At 59.3% G+C, this 21,249-nt stretch carries 16 protein-coding genes; 10 read left to right on the forward strand and 6 right to left on the reverse strand.

What is annotated here, in order from left to right:
• Window positions 1-153: 153 nt before the first annotated feature.
• The 5 genes from FH08_RS0130865 (at window position 154) to FH08_RS0130885 (ending at window position 5,683) form a co-directional block, all read left to right on the forward strand.
• The gene (locus FH08_RS0130865) at window positions 154-1,410 is read left to right on the forward strand and encodes an oligosaccharide flippase family protein (protein WP_031362060.1); all 1,257 of its coding nucleotides are present in this window, start codon (window positions 154-156) and stop codon (window positions 1,408-1,410) included.
• Window positions 1,407-2,243, forward strand: coding sequence for a glycosyltransferase (locus FH08_RS0130870; protein ID WP_031362061.1), 837 nt, complete (start codon window positions 1,407-1,409; stop codon window positions 2,241-2,243). The genes FH08_RS0130865 and FH08_RS0130870 overlap by 4 nt, the downstream gene beginning before the upstream one ends.
• A gap of 56 nt (window positions 2,244-2,299) precedes the next feature.
• Window positions 2,300-3,451: a glycosyltransferase family 4 protein gene (locus tag FH08_RS0130875; RefSeq protein ID WP_031362062.1), complete on the forward strand. Its 1,152-nt coding sequence runs from the start codon at window positions 2,300-2,302 to the stop codon at window positions 3,449-3,451.
• Window positions 3,452-3,474: 23 nt separating this feature from the next.
• Entirely contained in the window at window positions 3,475-4,509 is a 1,035-nt protein-coding gene (gene galE, locus FH08_RS0130880) for a UDP-glucose 4-epimerase GalE (protein WP_031362063.1), read from the forward strand.
• 64 nt (window positions 4,510-4,573) lie between these two features.
• On the forward strand, window positions 4,574-5,683 hold the full coding sequence (locus tag FH08_RS0130885; protein WP_031362064.1) for an MraY family glycosyltransferase: 1,110 nt from the start codon (window positions 4,574-4,576) through the stop codon (window positions 5,681-5,683).
• 57 nt (window positions 5,684-5,740) lie between these two features.
• On the opposite strand, the gene FH08_RS0130890 is transcribed toward FH08_RS0130885, so the two are convergent.
• Complete coding sequence (locus FH08_RS0130890) at window positions 5,741-6,562, reverse strand: alpha/beta fold hydrolase (RefSeq protein WP_031362065.1); 822 nt, start codon at window positions 6,560-6,562, stop codon at window positions 5,741-5,743.
• An 817-nt stretch (window positions 6,563-7,379) separates the two neighbouring features.
• Between FH08_RS0130890 and FH08_RS0130900 the strand changes: the two genes are divergently transcribed.
• Complete coding sequence (locus tag FH08_RS0130900) at window positions 7,380-8,777, forward strand: OFA family MFS transporter (RefSeq protein WP_031362066.1); 1,398 nt, start codon at window positions 7,380-7,382, stop codon at window positions 8,775-8,777.
• A 33-nt stretch (window positions 8,778-8,810) separates the two neighbouring features.
• The gene (locus FH08_RS0130905) at window positions 8,811-8,957 is read left to right on the forward strand and encodes an MFS transporter small subunit (protein WP_035567510.1); all 147 of its coding nucleotides are present in this window, start codon (window positions 8,811-8,813) and stop codon (window positions 8,955-8,957) included.
• Window positions 8,958-9,155: 198 nt separating this feature from the next.
• On the opposite strand, the gene FH08_RS0130910 is transcribed toward FH08_RS0130905, so the two are convergent.
• The 4 genes from FH08_RS0130910 to FH08_RS0130925 form a co-directional block, all read right to left on the reverse strand.
• The gene (locus tag FH08_RS0130910; RefSeq protein WP_031362068.1) at window positions 9,156-11,387 is read right to left on the reverse strand and encodes a polysaccharide biosynthesis tyrosine autokinase; all 2,232 of its coding nucleotides are present in this window, start codon (window positions 11,385-11,387) and stop codon (window positions 9,156-9,158) included.
• 71 nt (window positions 11,388-11,458) lie between these two features.
• Complete coding sequence (locus tag FH08_RS0130915) at window positions 11,459-12,640, reverse strand: polysaccharide biosynthesis/export family protein (RefSeq protein WP_031362069.1); 1,182 nt, start codon at window positions 12,638-12,640, stop codon at window positions 11,459-11,461.
• Window positions 12,641-12,886: 246 nt separating this feature from the next.
• Window positions 12,887-14,407, reverse strand: a complete 1,521-nt coding sequence (locus FH08_RS0130920; RefSeq protein ID WP_081889630.1) for a mannose-1-phosphate guanylyltransferase/mannose-6-phosphate isomerase — start codon at window positions 14,405-14,407, stop codon at window positions 12,887-12,889.
• A 133-nt stretch (window positions 14,408-14,540) separates the two neighbouring features.
• Window positions 14,541-15,539, reverse strand: coding sequence for a GlxA family transcriptional regulator (locus FH08_RS0130925; protein ID WP_031362071.1), 999 nt, complete (start codon window positions 15,537-15,539; stop codon window positions 14,541-14,543).
• Window positions 15,540-16,515: 976 nt separating this feature from the next.
• Between FH08_RS0130925 and FH08_RS0130935 the strand changes: the two genes are divergently transcribed.
• A complete protein-coding gene (locus FH08_RS0130935) occupies window positions 16,516-17,592 on the forward strand; it encodes a GlxA family transcriptional regulator (protein WP_031362072.1) in 1,077 nt (358 codons plus the stop codon).
• A 95-nt stretch (window positions 17,593-17,687) separates the two neighbouring features.
• Complete coding sequence (locus tag FH08_RS0130940) at window positions 17,688-18,278, forward strand: phosphatase PAP2 family protein (protein WP_031362073.1); 591 nt, start codon at window positions 17,688-17,690, stop codon at window positions 18,276-18,278.
• A 116-nt stretch (window positions 18,279-18,394) separates the two neighbouring features.
• On the opposite strand, the gene galU is transcribed toward FH08_RS0130940, so the two are convergent.
• Window positions 18,395-19,327, reverse strand: coding sequence for a UTP--glucose-1-phosphate uridylyltransferase GalU (gene galU / locus FH08_RS0130945; RefSeq protein ID WP_051888671.1), 933 nt, complete (start codon window positions 19,325-19,327; stop codon window positions 18,395-18,397).
• Window positions 19,328-20,025: 698 nt separating this feature from the next.
• On the opposite strand from galU, the gene FH08_RS0130955 reads away from it, so the two are divergent.
• Entirely contained in the window at window positions 20,026-21,204 is a 1,179-nt protein-coding gene (locus FH08_RS0130955) for an acyltransferase family protein (protein WP_031362075.1), read from the forward strand.
• Window positions 21,205-21,249 lie beyond the last annotated feature (45 nt).

The following is a 21,249-nucleotide window of genomic DNA, read 5'->3' on the forward strand; positions in this document are numbered from 1 at the left end:
CGCACCCAGGTTGACGGCTCCCGACAGGATCGCCTTAAGGATCGCCGCACGGATCGCCGCCAAGATCGCTGCCGGCCGGGTCCGCTGTTTCACCGCAAGCGCCATGCCTATCATGGCCACGACAGCCACCGCAACGTCAGGCGCCGCCCGCGGATGCTGAACCGGATCAAGAACCCCGACGTTACCAAGGCGCTGGCGAACATCGTCTGGCTCGGTCTCGAACGCCTCACGCAGATCGCGGTCGCCATTGCCATCAGCGGACTGCTCGCGCGCTACTTCGGCCCCGATGTCTTCGGCAAATGGCAATACGCCAACACGCTGCTGCTCGTGCTCTCGCCCATCACCTGGGTGTGCGGCGCCGAAATCCTCGTGCCGACCATCGTGAATCGCCCGCCAGGCCAGCTCGGCACGGTGCTCGGCAGCGCGTTCGTGTTGCGCATGGGCGTTTCCGCGGCGGCGCTCGTCCTCACATGGATCGGCATTGCAGCGGGTTTCACCGATCCCCTCGTCGGCGCCATGCTCGCCGGCCTCGCCGTGACCATGCTGTTCCGCGAGCCGTTCGTCGGCGTCATCAACGCGTGGCTGCAAAGCATGACGTACAGCAAGCCGCAATTGCTGACCAGCATGCTGACAGCCGTGGCCAAAGCCGCGCTCGTGTACGCGCTGGTGCGCGCAGCGGCAAGCCCGGCGCGCTTCGGCTGGCTGTGGGCGCTGGAAGCGGGTGTTATCGGCGGGGTGTTGATGCTGTATTACATGCATCGACACGGTGGCAAGCTCGGCTGGCACATCGACCGCTCGCTGTTCCGCCACTTCGCCAGCGCCGGCACGGTGTTCTGGCTCGGGCTCATTTGTATGTACCTGTTCCTGAAGCTGGACCGGCTCATGCTAGAACGCCACATTTCGTTCGCCGATCTCGGCCGATATTCCGCCGCGCAACAACTCAACGAAAACTGGATCACGCTCGCGCTGATGCTCGCGCAGACGATCGCCCCGGCGTTCGTGTATCGCGTGCACGATGCAGTGCAACTGAAGCGCAACGTCGGCCGGTTGATCGCGATGACGGCCGCGCTGATGATCGGCGGCGCGTTTCTGCTCGATCTGCTCGCCGGTTTCATCATCTCGCGCGTGTTCGGGCCGGCTTATACCGAATCCATCAGCATTTTCCGCTGGGCGGTGTGGCTTTCGGTGCCGGCCGGTATCGAAGCGATCGGGAATCTCGTCGTGCTTAAATACCAGGCGAAATTCGTGTTGCTAGCGAAGTGGCTGCTCGCGCTGGCGGTCGCTTTCGTGGTGAACTTGATCGCGATTCCGCGCATGGGCAGCTACGGCGCGCTGATCGGGCTGGCGGCGGGGTATCTCGCCGCGGCATCGGTCAATTTCTACTACATACGCTTCAGGCTGCAGGTATGACGGCCGACTCATCCACCACGTCAATGCCCTCTCTAACGCTCGACGACGTCACCGTGCTGATCCCGGTGTTCAACGCCCAGCACGACCTGGACCGCACGCTCGCATCGTTCTGCGAGCGTGCGCCGGTACGCGTGCTGATCGTCGATGACGGCAGCCTGCCGCCCATCGTCGCGCCATCCGGGGCGAACTTCACGAACCTCACGATCGACGTGCTGCGGATGCCGCGCAATGGCGGTATTGAACTTGCGTTGCAGACGGGCGTGGCCGCGCTGGCGGAGCGGGGTGTCAAATACGCGGCGCGCATCGATGCGGGCGATCTCGCGACACCGTATCGGCTGGAAAAGCAGCGCGCGTACATGGAAACGCATCCGCAAACGGCGGCGCTCGGCATGTGGACGCATGTGGTGAGCACGGAGGGCGCGCCGCTGTTCGACCTTCGCCCGCCAGTCGAACCGGCCGCAATCCGCCGCGTCATGCTGCTGCGCTCCTGCTTCTCCCATCCGACGATAATGCTGCGCGTCACCGCCGCAATTGAAGCCGGCAACTATCGCGCGGAATATCGCGCGGCCGAGGACCTCGACCTGATCTTGCGTCTGATGCAAGACCACGACTGCGCGAATCTGCCGGAGTTCGGCGTGTATTACGAACTCAACGAGCGCGGCATCAGCGCGACGAAACGCCGTACACAAACACTGTCTACACTGCGGCTGCAATTGAAATACATGCGTTTGACCAACCTGCCCGACTGGCTTGGCATAGCTAAAAATATCGCGCACTTGATACTGCCTTACGGCGCGCTGCGCACGTTGAAAACGCGCCTGTTTCGCGCATGACTGGTTTAAGCCCATGAAACTAGCCCCGATTCAGCGCCCTCTTTAATACCCATCGAATGAACGCAGAGAAATCCCGCCTTCGCATAACCCTCGTCTGCAACACCGCGTGGGCGATCTACACCTACCGGCGCGGCTTGCTGCGGATGCTGATTGAACGCGGCGTCGAAGTCTCCGTAATCGCGCCGCGCGACCGGACTTTCGAGCCGCTGGAAAAAATGGGCTGCCGCTGCGTGGAGCTGCCGGTCGCGTCGAAAGGCACCAATCCCCGCGATGACCTGAAGACCCTGGCCGCGCTGTATCGCGAGTACCGCGCCACCCGGCCGCACCTGGTGTTTCACTACACGATCAAGCCGAACATCTTCGGTTCGATTGCGGCAAAACTCGCGGGCGTGCCGTCCATCGCGGTCACCACCGGCCTGGGTTATGTGTTCATCCAGAAGAGCCGGACGGCGAGCGTCGCAAAGCGGCTTTATCGTTTTGCGTTCCGGTTTCCGCGCGAAGTGTGGTTCCTGAACCAGGACGACCGGCAGGCGTTCATCGACCAGGACCTGCTGGCTCATCCGGAGCGCGCGCGTTTGCTGCATGGCGAAGGCGTTGATCTCGGCGACTACGCATTCCAGCCGCTACCGCGCGCCAACCCGCAGACGGAAGGCTTTTTTTTCGTTTTAATTGGCCGTCTACTGTGGGATAAAGGCGTCGCGGAATACGTCGATGCAGCCCGCCGGCTGCGCGAAAAATATCCGTATGCGCACTTCCAACTGCTCGGCCCCGTGGGTGTCGACAACCCCAGCGCCATCACGCTCGATGAAGTGCAGGCCTGGCAGCGCGAAGGGGTCATCGATTATCTCGGCGAGGCGCAAGATGTCCGCGCGTATATAGGCAATGCGGATTGCGTGGTGCTGCCGTCGTATCGTGAAGGCGTGCCGCGGACCTTGATGGAGGCGTCGGCAATGGGTCGCCCGATTGTCGCCACCGATGTCCCCGGCTGCCGCGAAGTCGTCGAAAACGGCGTCACCGGCCTGCTGTGCGAAGTAAAAAACGCCGACAGCCTCGCGCAGCAACTCGAACGCTTGCTACTGTCGAGCTACGCGGCGCGCGCTGAAATGGGCGTGGCGGGCCGCGCCAAGGTCACGCGCGAATTCGACGAAAACACGGTCGTCGAGCGTTATAAAGGCACAATACGCGCGGTTACCGGCGTTTCACTCTAAATCACCCTCCGGGAGCGTTATTCATGACTGGTCAAACAAACACGAAGGGCACGATCCTCGTGACAGGCGGCGCCGGTTTTATCGGCTCACATACTTGCGTCGAATTGCTGAACGCTGGTTACGGCGTCGTCGTGATCGACAACCTCGTGAACAGCAACGCTCAGGCGCTCAAACGCGTGGAGCAGATTACGGGCAAGACGCTGGCGTTCTACGAAGCCGATGTCCGCGATGAAACCGCCCTCGCCCGCATTTTCGATGAACACGCGATCACCGGCGCGATCCATTTCGCCGCGTTGAAATCAGTGGGCGAATCGGTGGCGAAACCGATCGAGTATTACCGCAACAACATGGACAGCCTGCTCGTTCTGCTCGATACCATGCGCGCGCGTGATGTGAAGAAAATCGTCTTCAGCTCGTCGGCCACGGTATATGGCGTGCCGAAGAGCGTGCCTATCGACGAGTCGTTTCCGCTGTCGGCAACGAACCCCTACGGGCAATCGAAGCTGATCGCGGAGCAGGTTTTGCGCGATCTGGAAATCTCCGATGCAGCATGGCGCATCGCCACGCTGCGTTACTTCAATCCGGTCGGCGCGCATGAAAGCGGCTTGATCGGCGAAGATCCGGCGGGCGTGCCGAACAACCTGATGCCGTATGTCGCGCAAGTGGCCGTGGGCAAGCTGGAACGCCTGCGTATTTTCGGCAGTGACTACGCGACTCACGATGGCACCGGCGTGCGCGATTACATTCATGTGGTCGATCTCGCGCGTGGTCACATCAAGGCGCTCGATGCACTGGAATCGCTCGACAGCAGCTTTGTCGTGAACTTGGGCACCGGCACGGGTTATAGCGTGCTGGATGTGGTGAAGGCGTTCGAAGCGGCGTCGGGCAAGCCCGTGCCGTATGAACTCGTCGCCCGCCGTCCGGGCGATATCGCCGAATGTTTTGCCGATCCGGCCGCCGCTGCGAAGCTGCTTGGCTGGCAAGCGGAACACGGCATCGAGCGGATGTGTGCCGATCACTGGCGCTGGCAGTCGCAGAACCCGAAGGGTTTTGCCTGACGTTTTGGTTCAGGCGCGGCCTAAGCTGCTCAGCCTGACGCGTTCTTTCTAGTGGTTATTTTTCATGCTCAGTTTTGCGCTCGGCTTTCTCGTTTCGCTCTTCATCACGCTGCTGATCGTGCGGTTTGCCCATTTGCACGAAGGCCTTTCCGGCGATAGCGATTTTGCCGGCGTACAGAAGTTTCACGCGCGGTCCGTGCCGCGCATCGGCGGGGTCGGAATACTGATCGGACTCGCCGTCTCGGCGGTGCAGCTTCGATGGACCTATCCGGTCGTATCGAGCGGAATCCTCGCCATTGTTGCTTGCGGAATGCCTGCTTTTTTCTCCGGGCTCGTCGAAGACCTGACCAAGCGCGTCACGCCGGTTGTACGCCTCGTTTGCACGATGGCCGCAGCCGCGCTTGCGTACTTCTTGCTAGGGATTGCGGTCACGCGTATCAGCGTTCCGCCACTGGACTTCCTGCTGACCTACGGGGTCATCTCGTGTCTCGTGACCGTGGTGGCGGTGGCGGCCTTGGCCAATGCGATCAATATCATCGACGGCTTCAATGGGCTCGCGTCCATGGTCGCGTTCATGATGTTTGCGTCGCTCGCGTACGTCGCGTTCCAGGTTCACGACCCGGTGGTGTTGTCCGCCTCGCTGATCATGATGGGCGCGGTGATGGGCTTTTTCATCTGGAACTTCCCCGCCGGGCTGATCTTTCTCGGCGATGGCGGCGCTTATTTCATCGGTTTCATGCTCGCCGAGCTGTCCATCATGCTCGTGATGCGCAATCGCGATGTGTCAGCGTGGTTCCCGGTGCTGCTGTTCATGTACCCGATCTTCGAGACGTGTTTCTCGATCTATCGGAAGAAGTTTATTCGCGGGATCTCGCCCGGGATTCCCGATGGCGTGCATCTGCATATGCTGGTGTACAAGCGCCTCATGCGCTGGGCCGTCGGTGCGCAGAATGCGCGGGAAATCACGCGGCGCAATTCGCTCACGTCGCCGTACCTGTGGTTGTTGTGCCTGGTTGCCGTGATTCCCGCGACGCTGTTCTGGCGTCACACGCTGCATCTGTTCTGCTTCGTCGTGGTGTTTGCGTTCACCTACGTGTGGCTGTACGTCAGCATCGTCCGGTTTAAATCACCCCGGTGGATGGTGTTCCGACGGGCTCATCCAGTGAAGAAATAGCAGTTGCCGCGCCGGCGGATTGACTCGGCCGGCGCGTCCCTTCTTTTAGCTCGACTTTTAGCTCGATACAAACTCGAGCAAGTCCGCATTCACCTTGTCAGCCTCGACCACGCACATGCCGTGCGCGCCGCCCGGATACACCTTGAGCGTCGCATTCTTGACGATCTTCGCCGACAGTCTTCCGGCTGCATCAATGGGCACGATCTGGTCGTCGTCGCCGTGCAGGATCAGGGTCGGTACATCGAATTTCTTCAGGTCTTCCGTGTAATCGACCTCTGAAAATTCCTTGATACACAAGTAGTGCCCCAGTATCCCGCCCAACATTCCCTGCGCCCAGAACGTATCGATCACGCCCTGCGATTTCTTGGCGTTATCGCGGTTGTAGCCGAAGAACGGCAGCGCCAGATCCTTGTAGAACTGCGAGCGATCGGCTGCCACGCCTGCGCGGATTCCATCGAATACGTCCTTTGGCAAGCCACCCGGGTTGGCTTCCGTCTTCAACATCAACGGCGGCACGGCCCCGATCAACACGGCCTTCGATACCCGCCCAGTCCCATGCCGCCCGATATAACGCGTGACCTCGCCACCGCCCGTGGAATGGCCCACCAGCATGGCGTCCTTCACATCCAGTGTGTCGAGCACCGCGGCCAGGTCGTCGGCGTAGGTGTCCATGTCGTTGCCTTGGCCAGGCTGGCCTGATCGTCCATGTCCCCGCCGGTCGTGCGCGATGACCCGGTAACCCTTCTGGACCAAGAACAACATCTGCGCGTCCCAGGCGTCCGCATCCAGCGGCCATCCATGCGAAAACACCACCGTTTTGCCGGTACCCCAGTCCTTGTAGAAAATTTCCGTGCCGTCCTTCGTCTTGATCGTGCTCATCGAACGTGCTCCTTAAGGTGAGATAACGCGCTACGTCCGCCGTCATTTGCCTATGGCGTGAGCGCAACGCGCGGGGTTTGGCGAAGGTTTGCCACGCCTCCGCCATGCAAATCCTGCGCCTCTCATGCGACGTCTCGGTGTTTTCTTCAAGCCTCGATTGATCGTATGAAACGGCGAGGAAATTGATCCGAACCCGGTCGAGAACGCGGGTGCTCGTACAGGTTAGGCGACGAAAGCCGCGTCGCAAAGACTTGCTGAAATCATCTGATCGTCGGTGAGCGGCATGCCGCCCGCACACCTCGGTCCTTGACGCATTACTGCATTTTTCCAATGGCTTTGGGTATGTTTTATGCGCGCAGCAGTAAGTGGAGTTCCCCCAGGACAACGCGAATTAATCGATCGGATGGGTGCGTCCGGTTTATTTCGGCGGAAAGCCAATGCTATAGAGGTTATTACCCATGCTTACCTGAAAACTATTGAAAATTCCTGTTTTTACTCATTCAGAACGACCGAGAGAGGTGAAAGAAAGGATTCTCCTACGCGAAAACAAGGATTGCCCTATCGGTACAACTACTTATGTCTGAAGATATCCTATTGCAACTATGCGATCCCCTATCTATCGTGGGAGGGAAGTACTAAAAAGTTCACATTATGAAAAATTGCATCATATATTCGCCCCCGTCCTTACCCCTTATTCGTACAACCACGCCATGACGATTGAGCGGCTTCTCGGCAGCGCTGCCAAGAGCCTATTGAAGTTCGTCTATAAAAAAAGCAAACGATAAACAGCGCAAATAAACCAGATTGGAGACCCAGAATGAGCTCGCACACCGGCAGCCCAATTACCGGTTCACCCGGATTTTTTTCTAAAGAAGCAACCATCGCAAAACCTGGATTTTCGCGTTGGATGGTGCCACCCGCCGCGTTGGCGGTGCATCTGTGTATAGGCCAGGCCTACGCGTTTTCCGTTTTCAACGCACCCCTCACGCGGGTAATCGGGATCACCGAATCCTCCCCGGACGACTGGTCGCTGACCACGCTCGGCTGGATCTTTTCGCTGGCCATCGTGTTTCTCGGGCTGTCGGCGGCATTCGCCGGCAAATGGCTGGAGAAGGTCGGGCCGCGGCGCACCATGTTCACGGCGGCGTGCTGCTTCGGCGGCGGTTTCCTGGTGGCGGCGCTCGGTGTGCATCTGCATCAGATCGTGCTCGTCTACCTCGGCTACGGCGTGATTGGCGGGATTGGGCTCGGGCTAGGTTATGTCTCGCCGGTGTCCACACTGATCCGCTGGTTTCCTGACCGGCGCGGCATGGCGACCGGCATGGCGATCATGGGCTTCGGCGGCGGTGCAATGATCGCGGCGCCTGCCTCGGTCGCGTTGATGAACCACTTCAAGAGCGCGACCAGCAACGGCGTGACCGAGACCTTCGTGGTGCTCGGCGTTGTCTATTTCATCTCGATGACAATCGGTGCGCTCGCTATCCGTGTCCCGCGTCCGAACTGGACGCCGGCAGGCTGGACGCCGCCGGTGGCCAACGGCAACAAGATGATCACGCGCAATCACGTGCATATCGACCAGGCGTTGAAGACGCCGCAGTTCTACCTGATCTGGCTGGTGCTGTTCCTCAACGTGACGGCCGGGATCGGCGTTCTGGGCCAAGCGTCGGTGATGATCCAGGAGAGCTTCAAGGCATCGATCACGGCAGGGGCGGCGGCCGGTTTCGTCGGACTGCTTTCGCTCTTCAACATGGGCGGGCGTTTCGTGTGGGCGTCGGCGTCGGACTGGATTGGGCGCAAGAACACCTACTTCGTGTTCTTCGTGCTCGGCGCGGTGTTGTATCTGCTGGTGCCGCAATTTGCGCAGAGCGGCAACGTTGCGCTCTTCGTGCTCTCGTATTGCGTGATCCTGTCCATGTACGGGGGTGGCTTTGCGACCGTCCCGGCCTATCTCGCCGATATGTTCGGCACGAAATTCGTAGGCGGCATTCATGGACGCCTGCTGACCGCGTGGGCTGCCGCCGGTATCGCGGGTCCGGTGCTGGTGAACTACATTCGCGCGTATGAAGTGGCGCACGGCGTGGTCAAGGCCGAGGCTTACACCACGACGCTGCACATCATGGCGGGACTGCTGGTGATCGGTTTCATCTGCAATTTGATGGTGAAGCGCGTGCACGAAAAACATCACATGAGCGCGCACGCACTCGCGGCAGATTGAATCCACTGAACCTACTCTAGCGCGGAGAATGCGATGAACACCCACACCAACCTGAACCGCGAGCCGGACGTGCATCCGACCAACAAGCTGCTGCTCAGCGTGTTCTGGATCTATGCAATCGTGCCGCTTACATGGGGAGTGATCAACACCCTGGTCCAGGCGACCAAGCTGTTTCATTGAAGCTGAAGGCATCGGCGCGATTGGATTGCGTCGATTAAACGAAAACGCCGGCTCTTCACAAAGCCGGCGTTTTTTATTCTGTCCTATGTTTTTATACGTGCTTGCAAAACCTCTTGTTAGTCGAAGCGGCGCTGCAATCTCTGCGCTGTCTCCCGTGTTTTAGAGTGCACGGGGTGCGCACCGTGATGGGTGCCGACGTCACCCGGGGATGCTTTCGTAGTTGTAATAGCTGGTATACGCGCTGCCCGACATCAGTTTCGATTGCGGTACGTCCGTCAGCAAGATGCCCTTCATGCTCACACCACCGAGATTCAGGCGCTTCACCGTTTCGTTTATCTCTTCCACCTGGTTGAACCCGTGCCGCACTACCAGCAAGCTCGTGCCGGCGTGCCTGCCGATCAGCGTGGAATCCGTGACGGCGAGGACTGGCGGGGTGTCGATGATAACGAGGTCGTACCGGCACTTGAGGAAATCCAGCACTTCCTGCATACGGTCGCTCATCAGGAGCTCCGACGGATGTACCGGCAACGAACCTTTTGTCAGCAGGTCCACGCCGGGCGACACGTCGTGCAGCACCGCAGCCTCGATATCCGAGCCCATCAAGACGTCCGACAAACCCGGCGCGTGACGCACACCGAAATGCGAGTGCACATCGCCGCGACGCATGTCGCCGTCGATTAGCAGGACGCGTTTTCTCGTCGATGCAACGAGTGTCGCCAGATTCACCGAGACGAACGACTTGCCGGCATTCGGACGGGAGCCCGTCAGCATCAGCACGTTGTTGCGAGAATCGGCCATCTGCAGTTGCAGCGAGGTCCGCAAGCCGCGCATCCCTTCGACTGCAACGTCTTCGGGCGACGTCGAGGCGAGCACGTGAAGCCCCTGAGTGCGCGTACTGACCTTTTGTTGCAGGCGAAGCTGCTGAGTGCTGCGCGGCACGATGGCGAACACGCGCACACCCACTGCGTCCTCGATTTCTTCCGGACGTTCGACACCGCCATACACCGACTTACGGGCGAAGGCCACGAGGACGCCAAGCATCAGTCCGCCAGCGGTGCTCATCAGTATTGCTGTCAGGCGCTTGGGACGGACCGGACTGTCAGGCGCTTCGGCGTAATCGACCACGCGCACGTTGCCCACCTGGCCGGCCTTTGCCATACGCAGTTCCTGTGTCTTGTTCTGCAGATTGGCGACGAGCTCTGTGTTGGCACGGACATCACGCAACAGGCGCGCCGCGTCTTGCTCCGTGTCCGGCAATACCGCAAAACTTTTTGTCATTGCTGCTTGCGCCTTCGTCACCTCGGCGATCTGCGCGTCGAGTGCCGCCACCGCCGGATAGCTCGACGTGAAGCGCGCCGAGAGTTCCGCGCGTTGCTGCTGGAGCCCAAGCAGTTTCGACTTGTTGTCGACCGCCTGCTGCAGCAATAGCTTGCTGCCTTCGTTCACATCGACGACCCCTGACGTGCTACGAAACGTCTTGTAGCTTGTCTCGGCCGCATGCAGTTGTGCACGCGCCTGCGGCAGTTGCTGCTCCAGGAACGCAAGTGTCTTACCGACTTCGACGGACCGCGTATCGAGATCCTGCTGCACGAAACGGCTGACGATATCGTTCACCGTCTTCGCGGTCAGCTCGCTATCCTGGCCTTCCAGGCTCATCGCGACAACCCCGGAGTGCAACGCGGTTTCAACGACTGACAAGCGGCGCTGAAGTGCGGCCACCGTATCCAGCGTGGAAGCCCGCGACAGATCGAACTTCGAAGCGGCTTTGCCCGTCATCCTGTCGACCAGCAGCGTTACTTCACCGAACGTGGTCGCACCTCTAGCTTCGTGGCCTACCGTGCCGCGCAGGACCTCGATGCCGTCCGGGTCCAACAGCACATAGTTGCCATCGCCGGTGGCGGTGAGCGTCAAATTCTTGTTATAGAGAGCTTTCGGCGTATCGAACTTCGACACGGAGATGTCTTCGGCACCGGAGGCTAAGCCCGATAACCAGGTCGCCAGTGGCTGGCCGTTGCGTGCGCGGATGAAGCCGCTGATTGCTGCACCAACGAGCGGGAAATAATGCGGGCGCGCCGAGATATCGAGGTGCAGCTTCTTCACCGTGTCTTCGATGCTGGCCCGGGAGCGCAGCAACTCGATCTCGGCCGCCGTCGTCGACCTCGAATCGAACATCTGCGACACCGCCGGCACCGCATTGGCGTTGCCACCGTCATTGTTTTGCGGATTCGGTTCCGTGACCTGGATAATCGCGTCGGCTTTGTAAACGGGCGACGCGAAAAAGGCATAGGTTGCGCCCGCCAACCCACCAATGAGCGCGGCCATGACAATGATCCGCCAGCTTCTCACGATGGCCGCGAGATAGTCGGATAAGCGGAATCTCTTTCTCGTCGACACTACGTTCGTGTAGCGGCTTTCAAAGTTCATGGCCATTTTTTTATCGCTCACTCAAACGAACAATCGCGGGTCCGGCGCGGGTCGCGCGCCGGACCTGACTCACAGGACTACTTGGTGAGAACTGCCGTGGTCAAGCCAGCGTTGATAGCCGGCAGCAACAGGTCCAGCACGCGGCTGGCTCGCACGAGCCCGCTGTTGTCGACATAGACAACGTCCTTCGCCTCAAGCGGAAACTGGTTCGCAAGCAACATTGACACCGGTGATTTTGCGTCGAGGTGATAAATCACTGGCTCGTCGCCCGGCACCTGGCGGATCACGAAGAGCTGCCTGGCGTTGGAGGTCGTCGGACTCAGGTTTCCGGCCTGCGAGATGGCTTCGGCAAGCGTGAGCGTGCCGTCGCGTAGCGGCGTCACGGCCGTGGGCTTGACCACTTCGCCCATCACGTAGACCGTGTTTTCGTCGCGCGCGCTCACGTGCAACATGTCGCCCGGTTGCAGCACGATGTCGGAGGGATTCTTGCCAGCCCTCAGCATCTGCGCGACATTCACCGGGTAGCTCGTGCCGTTACGGGTGATCACGACGCGGCTCTGGTCAGCAGTCGGCATGAAGCCGCCTGAACGGCCGACGGCCTCGGTCAGCGTCATCGGAATGTCGTTGATCGACTGCGCTCCCGGGGTTTTCACATCGCCGTCTACATACACCTGCGACGCTCGATACGACTCCACGCGAACGGTAACCTGCGGCTTCACGAACACCTTGCTGAGTTCCGTGTAGATCTCGCGCTGGAGCTGCTCGGGCGTCTTGCCGACGGCATGGATAGGCTTGGAAATATAGGGAAACTGAATGTTGCCATCGCCACCGACGACAAAGCCCGGCGCGGCATCGGCGACCCGCGTGTTCGCCGTCGCCTGGCCGAGTGCCGCGGCGAGTTCCGGGTGATCCCAGACCGTGATTTGCAGGACATCGCCCGGCCCGACCTTGTAGGCGGTCGGCTTGGCGAACAGGTTGAGATCGGCCGTCGCCTGCGTGCCGTTCTTCTCAGCCGCATGGATCTGGCGGATCAGCGTCAGATCGATCTGCTTGACCGTAACCGGCACGTCGCTCGTCACATCGCCGTTATCCGCGGTGGTGACCGGCAGCGAGGGCGGCATCGCCATATGCTGGCCAGGTACCCACGCACAGGCTGAAACCATGGCGGCGAGCAGCAGGGAAAGGCCCACACGCGTTACAGGCACGCCATGGCTGTTCTTGTTCGACGTGAAAACGCCGGATTGTTTTTCGCTGTTCATGATGGTCGTCCTCCTACTTTCAGTAAGCATTGGTGTGGCGTAAGCCTTTAAGGATCGTTGCGAAGATGATTTTCATATCAAGTCCGAAAGACCAGTTCCTGACTACTACAAATCGTGAGCAACGCGTCCCCTCCATTTTTCGATCGGATCAGTCTTGCCCGGTGAGCCGTCGGCCTGGGCCAGGCCGCCATGCCTGCTTCAATGCAACAGCGGCTGATGACCTTGGCCAGGACCTTTTGGCCGTGCTCAACCGCAACGGCCGTACTTGTCGTCGAAACGAACGATGTCGTCCTCGCCAAGGTAACTGCCGGACTGCACTTCAATGATCTCGAGCGGTACGCAGCCCGGGTTTTCCAAACGATGCAGCATGCCAAGCGGGATATAAGTCGATTCGTTTTCGCTCAACAGGAACTCTTCTTCACCGCGCGTAACTCGCGCCGTCCCGCACACGACGGTCCAGTGTTCCGCCCGATGGTGATGCATTTGCAACGAGAGCCGCCCGCCCGGATTCACCACGATGCGCTTCACCTGGAAACGCTCGCCACGATCGATCGAGTCGTAAAAACCCCACGGACGCCTAACCTTTCTGTGGTTATCGGCTTCCGGCGACTTTTGTTGCTTGATGCGCGCAACCAGCCCCTTGATGTCCTGAACCCGCGAGCGGTCGCAAATCAGCACGGCGTCGTCGGTCTCCACCACGATCAGGTTCTGCGTGCCGACGCAGGCCACCAGCCGTCCCCCTTCCGAGCGCGCGTAGGTCGCTGTTGCGCCTTCGAACACCACTCGCCCGCTCGCCACGTTGCCCGATTCATCCTTGTCCGATGCGTCCCACACAGCGTCCCACGAGCCGAGATCCGACCAGCCGGCTTCCAGTGGAACAACTACACCCTTGAAGGGCGAATCGGGGGCCCCGAGATGCTCCATCACGGCGTAGTCGATGGAGTTGGACGGCGACTGCCCGAACTGGGCTGCATCTGGTCTCAAGTATCCCCCAGACAAATCAGCTTGTTCGTGCGACGCGACACATGCCGCGTGCATAGTTGGCTGAAGTTGTTCGAGCACGGCAAGCCACACTGATGCACGCACGACGAAAATGCCGCTGTTCCACCAATAGGTGCCCGCTGCAACGTATTGCGCCGCAAGCTCGGCGACCGGTTTTTCGACGAACCGGTCAATCCCATACGCTCCGTCGGCAAGCGGCTCGCCCAGAGAGATGTAGCCAAAACCAGTATCGGGACGCGTGGGGGGCACACCCAGCGTGGCGATATGGCCCGCTTGTGCATGACGCGCCGCAATGGCAATTGAACGGTGCAGCGCCGCGAGATCCGCAATGGCGTGATCCGCCGGCATGGCGACCAGGATTGCGTCCTGGCCGTCCGCGCAGGCGGTCAACGCCGCAAGCGTCAGCGCGGGCGCCGTATCGCGGCGGGCCGGTTCCACCACGATGCGCGCTTTCACGCCGCTTTCGCGAACCTGCTCGTCCGTTGCAACGCGATGCTCCTCGCCGCACACGATGACCGACTCCGCCACCACGTCCCATTCTTGCGGGAAACCTTTCATGCGCTGCACGGTGGACTGCAGCAACGACTCGGAACCCATCACGCCGATGAGCTGCTTCGGGAACTGCTCGCGCGACATGGGCCAGAGCCGCGTGCCCGAGCCTCCCGCGAGGACAACCTGGACGAGGCGCCGGCAAGTCGTTGCGATCCCGGAGGGACCCGTCACGCCGGTTACGTCGCCGAGGTTTTGCGTTACATGGGTATCCATATTAGTTATCCTATCTTCTGGTTGGCCCGGATATCGGGCGCTACTGTTGGCGTTGGTTGTCGAGCGCGGGCCGTTCAATCCGCATGTTTCTCTCGTCGCACCGTGATCAAGACAATCAATATTCTCAGTGGCCTTAGCGACCGTTGCCGCGGCTTTGCATCCGGTATTCGGTCGGTGAAATCAGGAGGCGCCTGCGGAAGATCTTTGCAAGCCGGTCGCCGTTGCCCATGCCGCTGCGGCGAGCGATCTTATCCACGGGCAATTCGGAATCGGTGAGCAGGGTGCAGGCGACGGCAAGGCGCGCTTGCAACAGGTAATCTGAAGGCGTAGTGCCCGTCTCAATCTTGAAACAACGCAGGAAGTTGCGCTCGCTCATGGCGGCCGCTTGTGCTGCATTCACTACCGAGATTGGCCGTTCGCAGTTGTCCTGCAGCCAGCGCGCCGCCGTGCGGATCTTGTCACCGGCAGAAGCCGTGCCGTTGTCGCATAGCAGCGGCGCCAGTTTCGTGGTCCAACCCGGCATCAGGCGTTCCGCGACACCGCGAGCGACCTCGACGCCAAGATCACGCTTGATCAGCAGAAGCGCGCCCTTCATCGATTCATAGCGATCGCTGGATTCGCTCCAGAGCTCGTCGCGCATCGGGCTCGTCATCGAATGGCCGAATTTCATCTGCGATACCCGGGCGTGGCCAATACCGGCTGCGTCCAGCACTTTCCGGCCCTCGGCAATCGACATGACCGAGGTCGTGTTGGAACGCACGCGCTTTAGCCATTCCACGATCCGCTCGTCGCCTGCGGCGCTATCGGCGCCCTTGCCACCGGCCACGAAGAGCGCGTCAAAGCCGCCGTAGTGGCGCGCGTCGAGTCCATCGGTCCAGACGCTCACCGAGGAGGAGCAGGCTACGTTGCCCCCGTCCGCGGAAAGAAAGCGCACGTCGTAGGTCCAGTCGTTTCTAGCCCTGGATAGCGCCAGTTCATTGGCTATATGAAAGACCTCTGCCACGAAGCCTGCGCTGAGCAACGAAAAGCCATCGAACAGGACAATTGCTATCCGGTGTACCTGAGCGTTGAAGATGGTAGTCACAGGTTGCAGCCTCCCCACAACAGCGGGTTCTACATTGGGGTATGGCATGGCGTTTCCCTGCAAGTTTGACGAACCCATCGAGGCCGGACACGAATTTTCATTGCGGTGCATCATGGACGTCCTCATAAGCGTTTAGGCTGTCGTGACGGAATGTAGCGAGAATGTTGCCGGAAAAATCTGGACGCCGCCATTTCAAATCTACTCAATGCGTGTCCTTCCCATCATTCAAACGAAGATTGCTGCCGAGCATGGCGCTCGCACCGATTGGATTTACGATCTTTTAGATTAAATGGTTTACTGGAAGAGTATGTCGAGGCGAACCGGCACTGTTTATCGAGCGTACTTGACGACGGTATCGAGCCTCACGCGAAATTTTGCGCGCACGGCTCCAAGGCCCGTGCGACAAGGCTCCGGCGAACGTACCTGGATCATTGGAAGAACAGCGGCGGCGCGTTGGATGCGGAATATCACATTTCCAAAACACCAGCGTACCGTCAGAAACACGTGGTAGATAAACTATCGGGGCACTATCTGTTATGGGTGCAGCAGCAACGTTAAAATGGCAAACGCAGGCAATCAATGTCTCGGTTTGTCGTGCGGATTAAGAGAAACATTCAAGTAATGTTGGCGAACGCACATACACGTCTTTGTTTATGCTGCTCAATAATAAGTTCGATTATTCGATTTAATCACATGAAGCGAATGTATTCAGATTGGACAGGGGCAATCCCCAAGCTGTTGCGCATGCTCGGCGCACTCCAAAAAGCCCGCCACGGCGGGCAAAAAATCATAGCGCCATCGGGGCGTGATATTCGTTTTGTCTGACTTGGAAAGCACCGGTTGCGCGCCCAGGTTTGGACTCACGCCTCGCGATTTCCTCCAGCTTATTACTCGAATACCGAAGACATCTGCCAACATCTCGCGCTTTTCAGCCGGGTGCACTCTCTCTTTACCCTCGCCGCGTATAGTGCGACGCATGCGACACAGATTCCCGCAGCGCGGAATCGACAACGGAGAAGAGTCGATGGAACACGCAAACCAGCCGGGCCGGCTCCACATCGCGGGTTCGGCCGACGCGAGCACGGCGCCGCCGGTCGGCTCGACCCAGGCAGGCGAATTCGATAGAGCATCGGACACGAGATCGACGCCCAAGCGTATCGGTATCCTGATCTTCGAAGATTTTTCCCTTATCGAAGTGAGTTCGATCTCCGAGGTGTTTGCGCTCGCGAATGAACTTCAGCCGCCGACGGAGAAAGACCCTGACCAACTCAACTACGCGCTGCTGTTCTTATCGAGCGATGGCGGCAGCGTCGCAAGCAGTTGCTCCATGCGCATCTGGACCGAAAGTCTCGATACGAAATGGATGAGCGATTGCGACGCATTGTTCATTGCGGGGGGTGAAGGCGCGCAGCACGCCAAGCTCGATCAGCAGTTGCTGAAACGCCTGTCCCGTGTCGCGTCGAACATCTCGTTCGTGAAGGCCATCGGCGAAGGATCGCAGATTCTGTCCGCGGCGAATCTTTCACCAGACAATCGCGCGACAGACTACGAGGGTCCGACCGTGGCTTCCGCGCTGGCGAGTTCGTTCTTTTTCGCGGGACAAACGCTCGCGCTCAACGATCCCAAGGGTCCGATCGCGGCTGCGCTATCGATCATCCAAAGCGATTATGGGACGGCAATGGCGCGAGAAGTATCGGACCGTTTCGTTCCGGGCGCATGGCCGAAGCTCTCGTCGATGCTCGACGACACCGAAGCCGGCGGCGTTCGTCAAAAGATCGACGCGGCCGCGCGCTGGATGCGCGAGAATTACGTCCACCGGATTTCAATCGCGGATGCGGCAAATATCGCCACCATGAGCGAACGAAATTTCCTGCGCTGCTTCAAGGCCCAGATCGGACTGACACCGTCGGAATATTTGTTGCGCGCGCGGCTGGATGCGAGCTGCATGCTGCTCGCGGCGACCGACCTTCCAGTCGACAAGATCGCGCGCCGATGCGGTGCCGGGAGCGGCGATGGATTGGCTAAAATATTCCGCAAGCGACTCTCCATTTCGCCATCCGAATATCGGTTGGCCGGGCGCAGGAAAGCCACCGAGAAGTAACGTAATAGGCCAGTAATTTCAGCAGTAATCACAGCGCGACAAGCACTGCCGCGGCGCTTTGCGCCGCGGCAGGCGCGCGCGTTTTTGGGGGATGGATGACGAGCATTACAGTTTTAAACTGGATCACCAATTTTGGCGATGCGGGCATGACCTTGCCTGTCGCGGCCGGTTGCGCGTTATGGCTGGGCACGAGCGACAAGCGACAAGCGTTGATCTGGGTTGCATCGCTTGCGGCCGCGCTCGCCCTGGTGGGCGCGACCAAGATTCTCTACGCCGGCTGCGGTATTGAAGTGCGTTCAATCGATTTCCGGATGATCAGCGGCCACACCATGCTAACGTCGTCCGTATGGGGTGTCGCGTTCGGTTTGCTCGCCGGCAGCAGGAATGTGAAGTGGTATCGAATGGGTGCGGTGTCGGGGCTGGCACTGGGCGCGCTGATCGGGTTCTGCCGCGTGGCCGATGGCGCGCACACGCCGAGCGAAGTGATAGCGGGGTGGATCCTCGGCAGCGGCATCGCCCTGTTCTTCCTACGACGCTTTTTCAAGCAGCCACGCCGGATGCCGGGTTCGATCTTTGCCGGACTCGGCCTGCTCGCGGTGTCGACGATTGCATACGGCCATCACGCGCCGATCCAGCAGATGCTCGTGATGTACTCGCCGTGGCTGTGCAACTGGTTTGAATTCTAGTCTGGCCGGATGGCACCGAGCGCTGGCAGAACAACTACCGGGGAGCCTGCGCGGAAAGCCCCGTGTAACGCCCAGGCACAGTTGCAACTCCCTGGCTTCACAAGAGCCCTTCCGCGCTAGAGGGGCTCGATCAGTTCGGGCTGTTCTGCGATAGGCTCGGGAAGCAACGCCGGAAGCAGCGCAGGCATGCACTCACGCAGATACGCTTCGAACCCTTCACCCACTTCCGGATGCTGCAACGCGAGTTGCACCGTCGCCTTCAAATAGCCGAGCTTGCTGCCGCAATCGAAACGCGTGCCATAGTAGCGATAAGCCAGCACCTGTTCCACCGCCAACAGCGACGCAACAGCATCGGTTAGCTGAATCTCGCCACCACTGCCCGGCCGCATATTACGAAGATGCGAGAAAATGCCGGGCATGAAGACGTAGCGCCCCACAACCCCCAGATTCGATGGCGCCAAAGCCGGCTGCGGCTTCTCCACGATGCCCGAAAGCTTGATGATGTCCTCTTCCCACTCGCGCCCTTCAATCACGCCATACGATGCGCTATCGACACGGTTGATGCGCTCCACGCCAATCACCGAGCTGTGGTAATGATCGAAGACATCGACTAATTGCTTCATGACCGGCTCTTTGCTATGGAGCAAATCGTCGGCAAGAATCACGGCGAACGGGTTGTCGCCAATTAGCTTCTCCGCGCACAAAACCGCGTGACCCAGCCCGAGCGCAGTCGGCTGGCGCACGTAAAAGCAGTGCACGTTCGCCGGCTTGATGTTGCGCACGACTTCCAGCAACGCCTCCTTACCGCGCGCTTCGAGTTCCGCCTCGATCTCGTACGATTTGTCGAAGTGATCTTCAATGGCCCGCTTACTTCGGCCCGTCACGAAAATCATTTCCGTAATTCCGGCGGCTATGGCTTCTTCGACCGCATACTGAATCAGCGGCTTATCGACGATAGGCAGCATCTCCTTCGGACTCGCCTTGGTGGCGGGCAGAAAACGAGTGCCAAGTCCGGCGACAGGAAATACGGCTTTGGTGACTTTCAGCATCGCGCGCGCTATCCAAAAATGCTTTCAAATTAATACACGAACGCCCGTTCGTGCAGTGTCCAATACGGCTACTTTGCGTCTGCCCAAATTTTGTCGAAGAAGGCATCCATCGCGGCGTTATAGCTTGTTTTGAGCCCACTTTGAAAGCTCAAAGCATGCGCTGCGACACGAAACGGTCACTCACTGCCCGGGAACCTTCCGTGGTCATGGCTGAACAAACTGTGGCCCGAAAAAATAGTCAATGCATCTGCCGCACGTTCGTTCACTTGAATATTTATTCCAGGTCGTCCGAATGAGGAAACCGAACGCCGGATGCGCTCAATTTCGACATTGGATCGTTGCGCAGCGCGTCCCGATAAGCGGAAACCGCGGCGAGTACTAGCAAAACAGCAATACCGGCGAGTGCGTGCATGTCCATGGCGTAACCTCGTTTTTGAATGGTTTGAAATGAAGTTAGCAGAAAAAAAACGACAAATAATTGCCGAATAAATTCGTTACCTTTTCGAACAGCCCGAGGACGTTTTTTTCTCATCATCCGCATGACGCGCTATTCGCCAAGCATATTTTTCCATTATTTGCGGGACTAATATGACACTTGCCTAATGCGCCGCCTGGCTAGCTGGAAGTACGCCTGATAAGGCGTTGCGAGGCCGGGTGTCCGTTTGCGGCCTTTATTCAACCTGGACACGAGGTCTTCAATGAGCGATTCGTCCCTGCTCGATCCGGGCGGCTCTTCCCTGCAGTTACCCCTTGAACGCGCAGTCGCTGTCAGCATTGACGACCGTGACGTCGCCATCAACGCGTGGCGCGGTTTCGCGGCGTTATTGGTCGCATATTTTCACTGCCGCCAGATCACCTGGATCGGCATACAGCAATTCCACAAAAGCGGGGCCGGATTCGACCTCAACACCATTTTCAGCTATCTCACCTTTCCGATTGCGTGGGGCTCGGCCGGCGTACCGATCTTTTTTGTGATCAGCGGCTACTGCATCCATCGCGCAACGGCACGCAAGCTGCTCGCCAATCCCGTCGCGCCCTTCGATACCCGCAACTTCCTGATGCGCCGCTTTGCGCGTATTTATCCGGTGTTGCTCGCCGCACTGGTGCTGACGTATGTGCTGGACACGTTCAGCATCGGCTTCACGCCGATCAGTCCAAAGATTGGCACGGCGAATCTGCATTTGTTCATCGTCAACCTGCTCTCGCTGCAAGGTGTGGCCGGCGGCACGTTCGGGTCGAACGGAGCGTTGTGGACACTGTCGCTCGAAGTTCAGTTCTACCTTGTGTATCCGTTGCTGATTGCATTGCGCCGGCGGATCGGCATGAAGGCGGTGCTGGCTTGCGTGGGTATCGTCAACGTAATTTCGGCGTTCGTATTCGAGCGCCACGAGATCGTGCTGTTCACCTCGTACTGGTTCTCATGGACGCTCGGCGCGTGGATCGCCGAGGCGAAAGCCGCGCCCGATGCACAGAAGATGCCGAATGGGTCGATGACGTTGAAGATCGCGGCCGTAGTGATTGCATTGACTGGCTGCGGCGCGTTCAAGTTCGGGCAATACCTGGCGTTCCAGTTCTGGGCGCTCGCGTTCGCACTCTATCTGTTCCAGGCACTCGACAAACCCATGCGCAACTCGTTGCCGGTAAGAGGCTTTTCGTGGCTCGGCGAGTTCAGCTTCTCGCTGTATATCGTGCATATTCCGATCCTTATCCTGCTAGGATCGGTGCTGTTCCACTCGGCGTTGCAAACCACCATCTGGGCGTCGTTTGCGTTCATGCTTGTGCCGGTCGCCGTGGCTTACGTGTTCTATATGCTGGTCGAACGCCCCGCGATGAACTGGTCCGCAAGCCTCAAGCGGCGTCAGTCGGCAAGCGCTTAAGGTCATTGCCGGCTTACAACGAAACGAACAAGCCCCGCGTCGCAG

The organism is Caballeronia sordidicola (assembly GCF_000729995.1).
In the GTDB taxonomy this organism is placed as follows: domain Bacteria; phylum Pseudomonadota; class Gammaproteobacteria; order Burkholderiales; family Burkholderiaceae; genus Caballeronia; species Caballeronia sordidicola_A.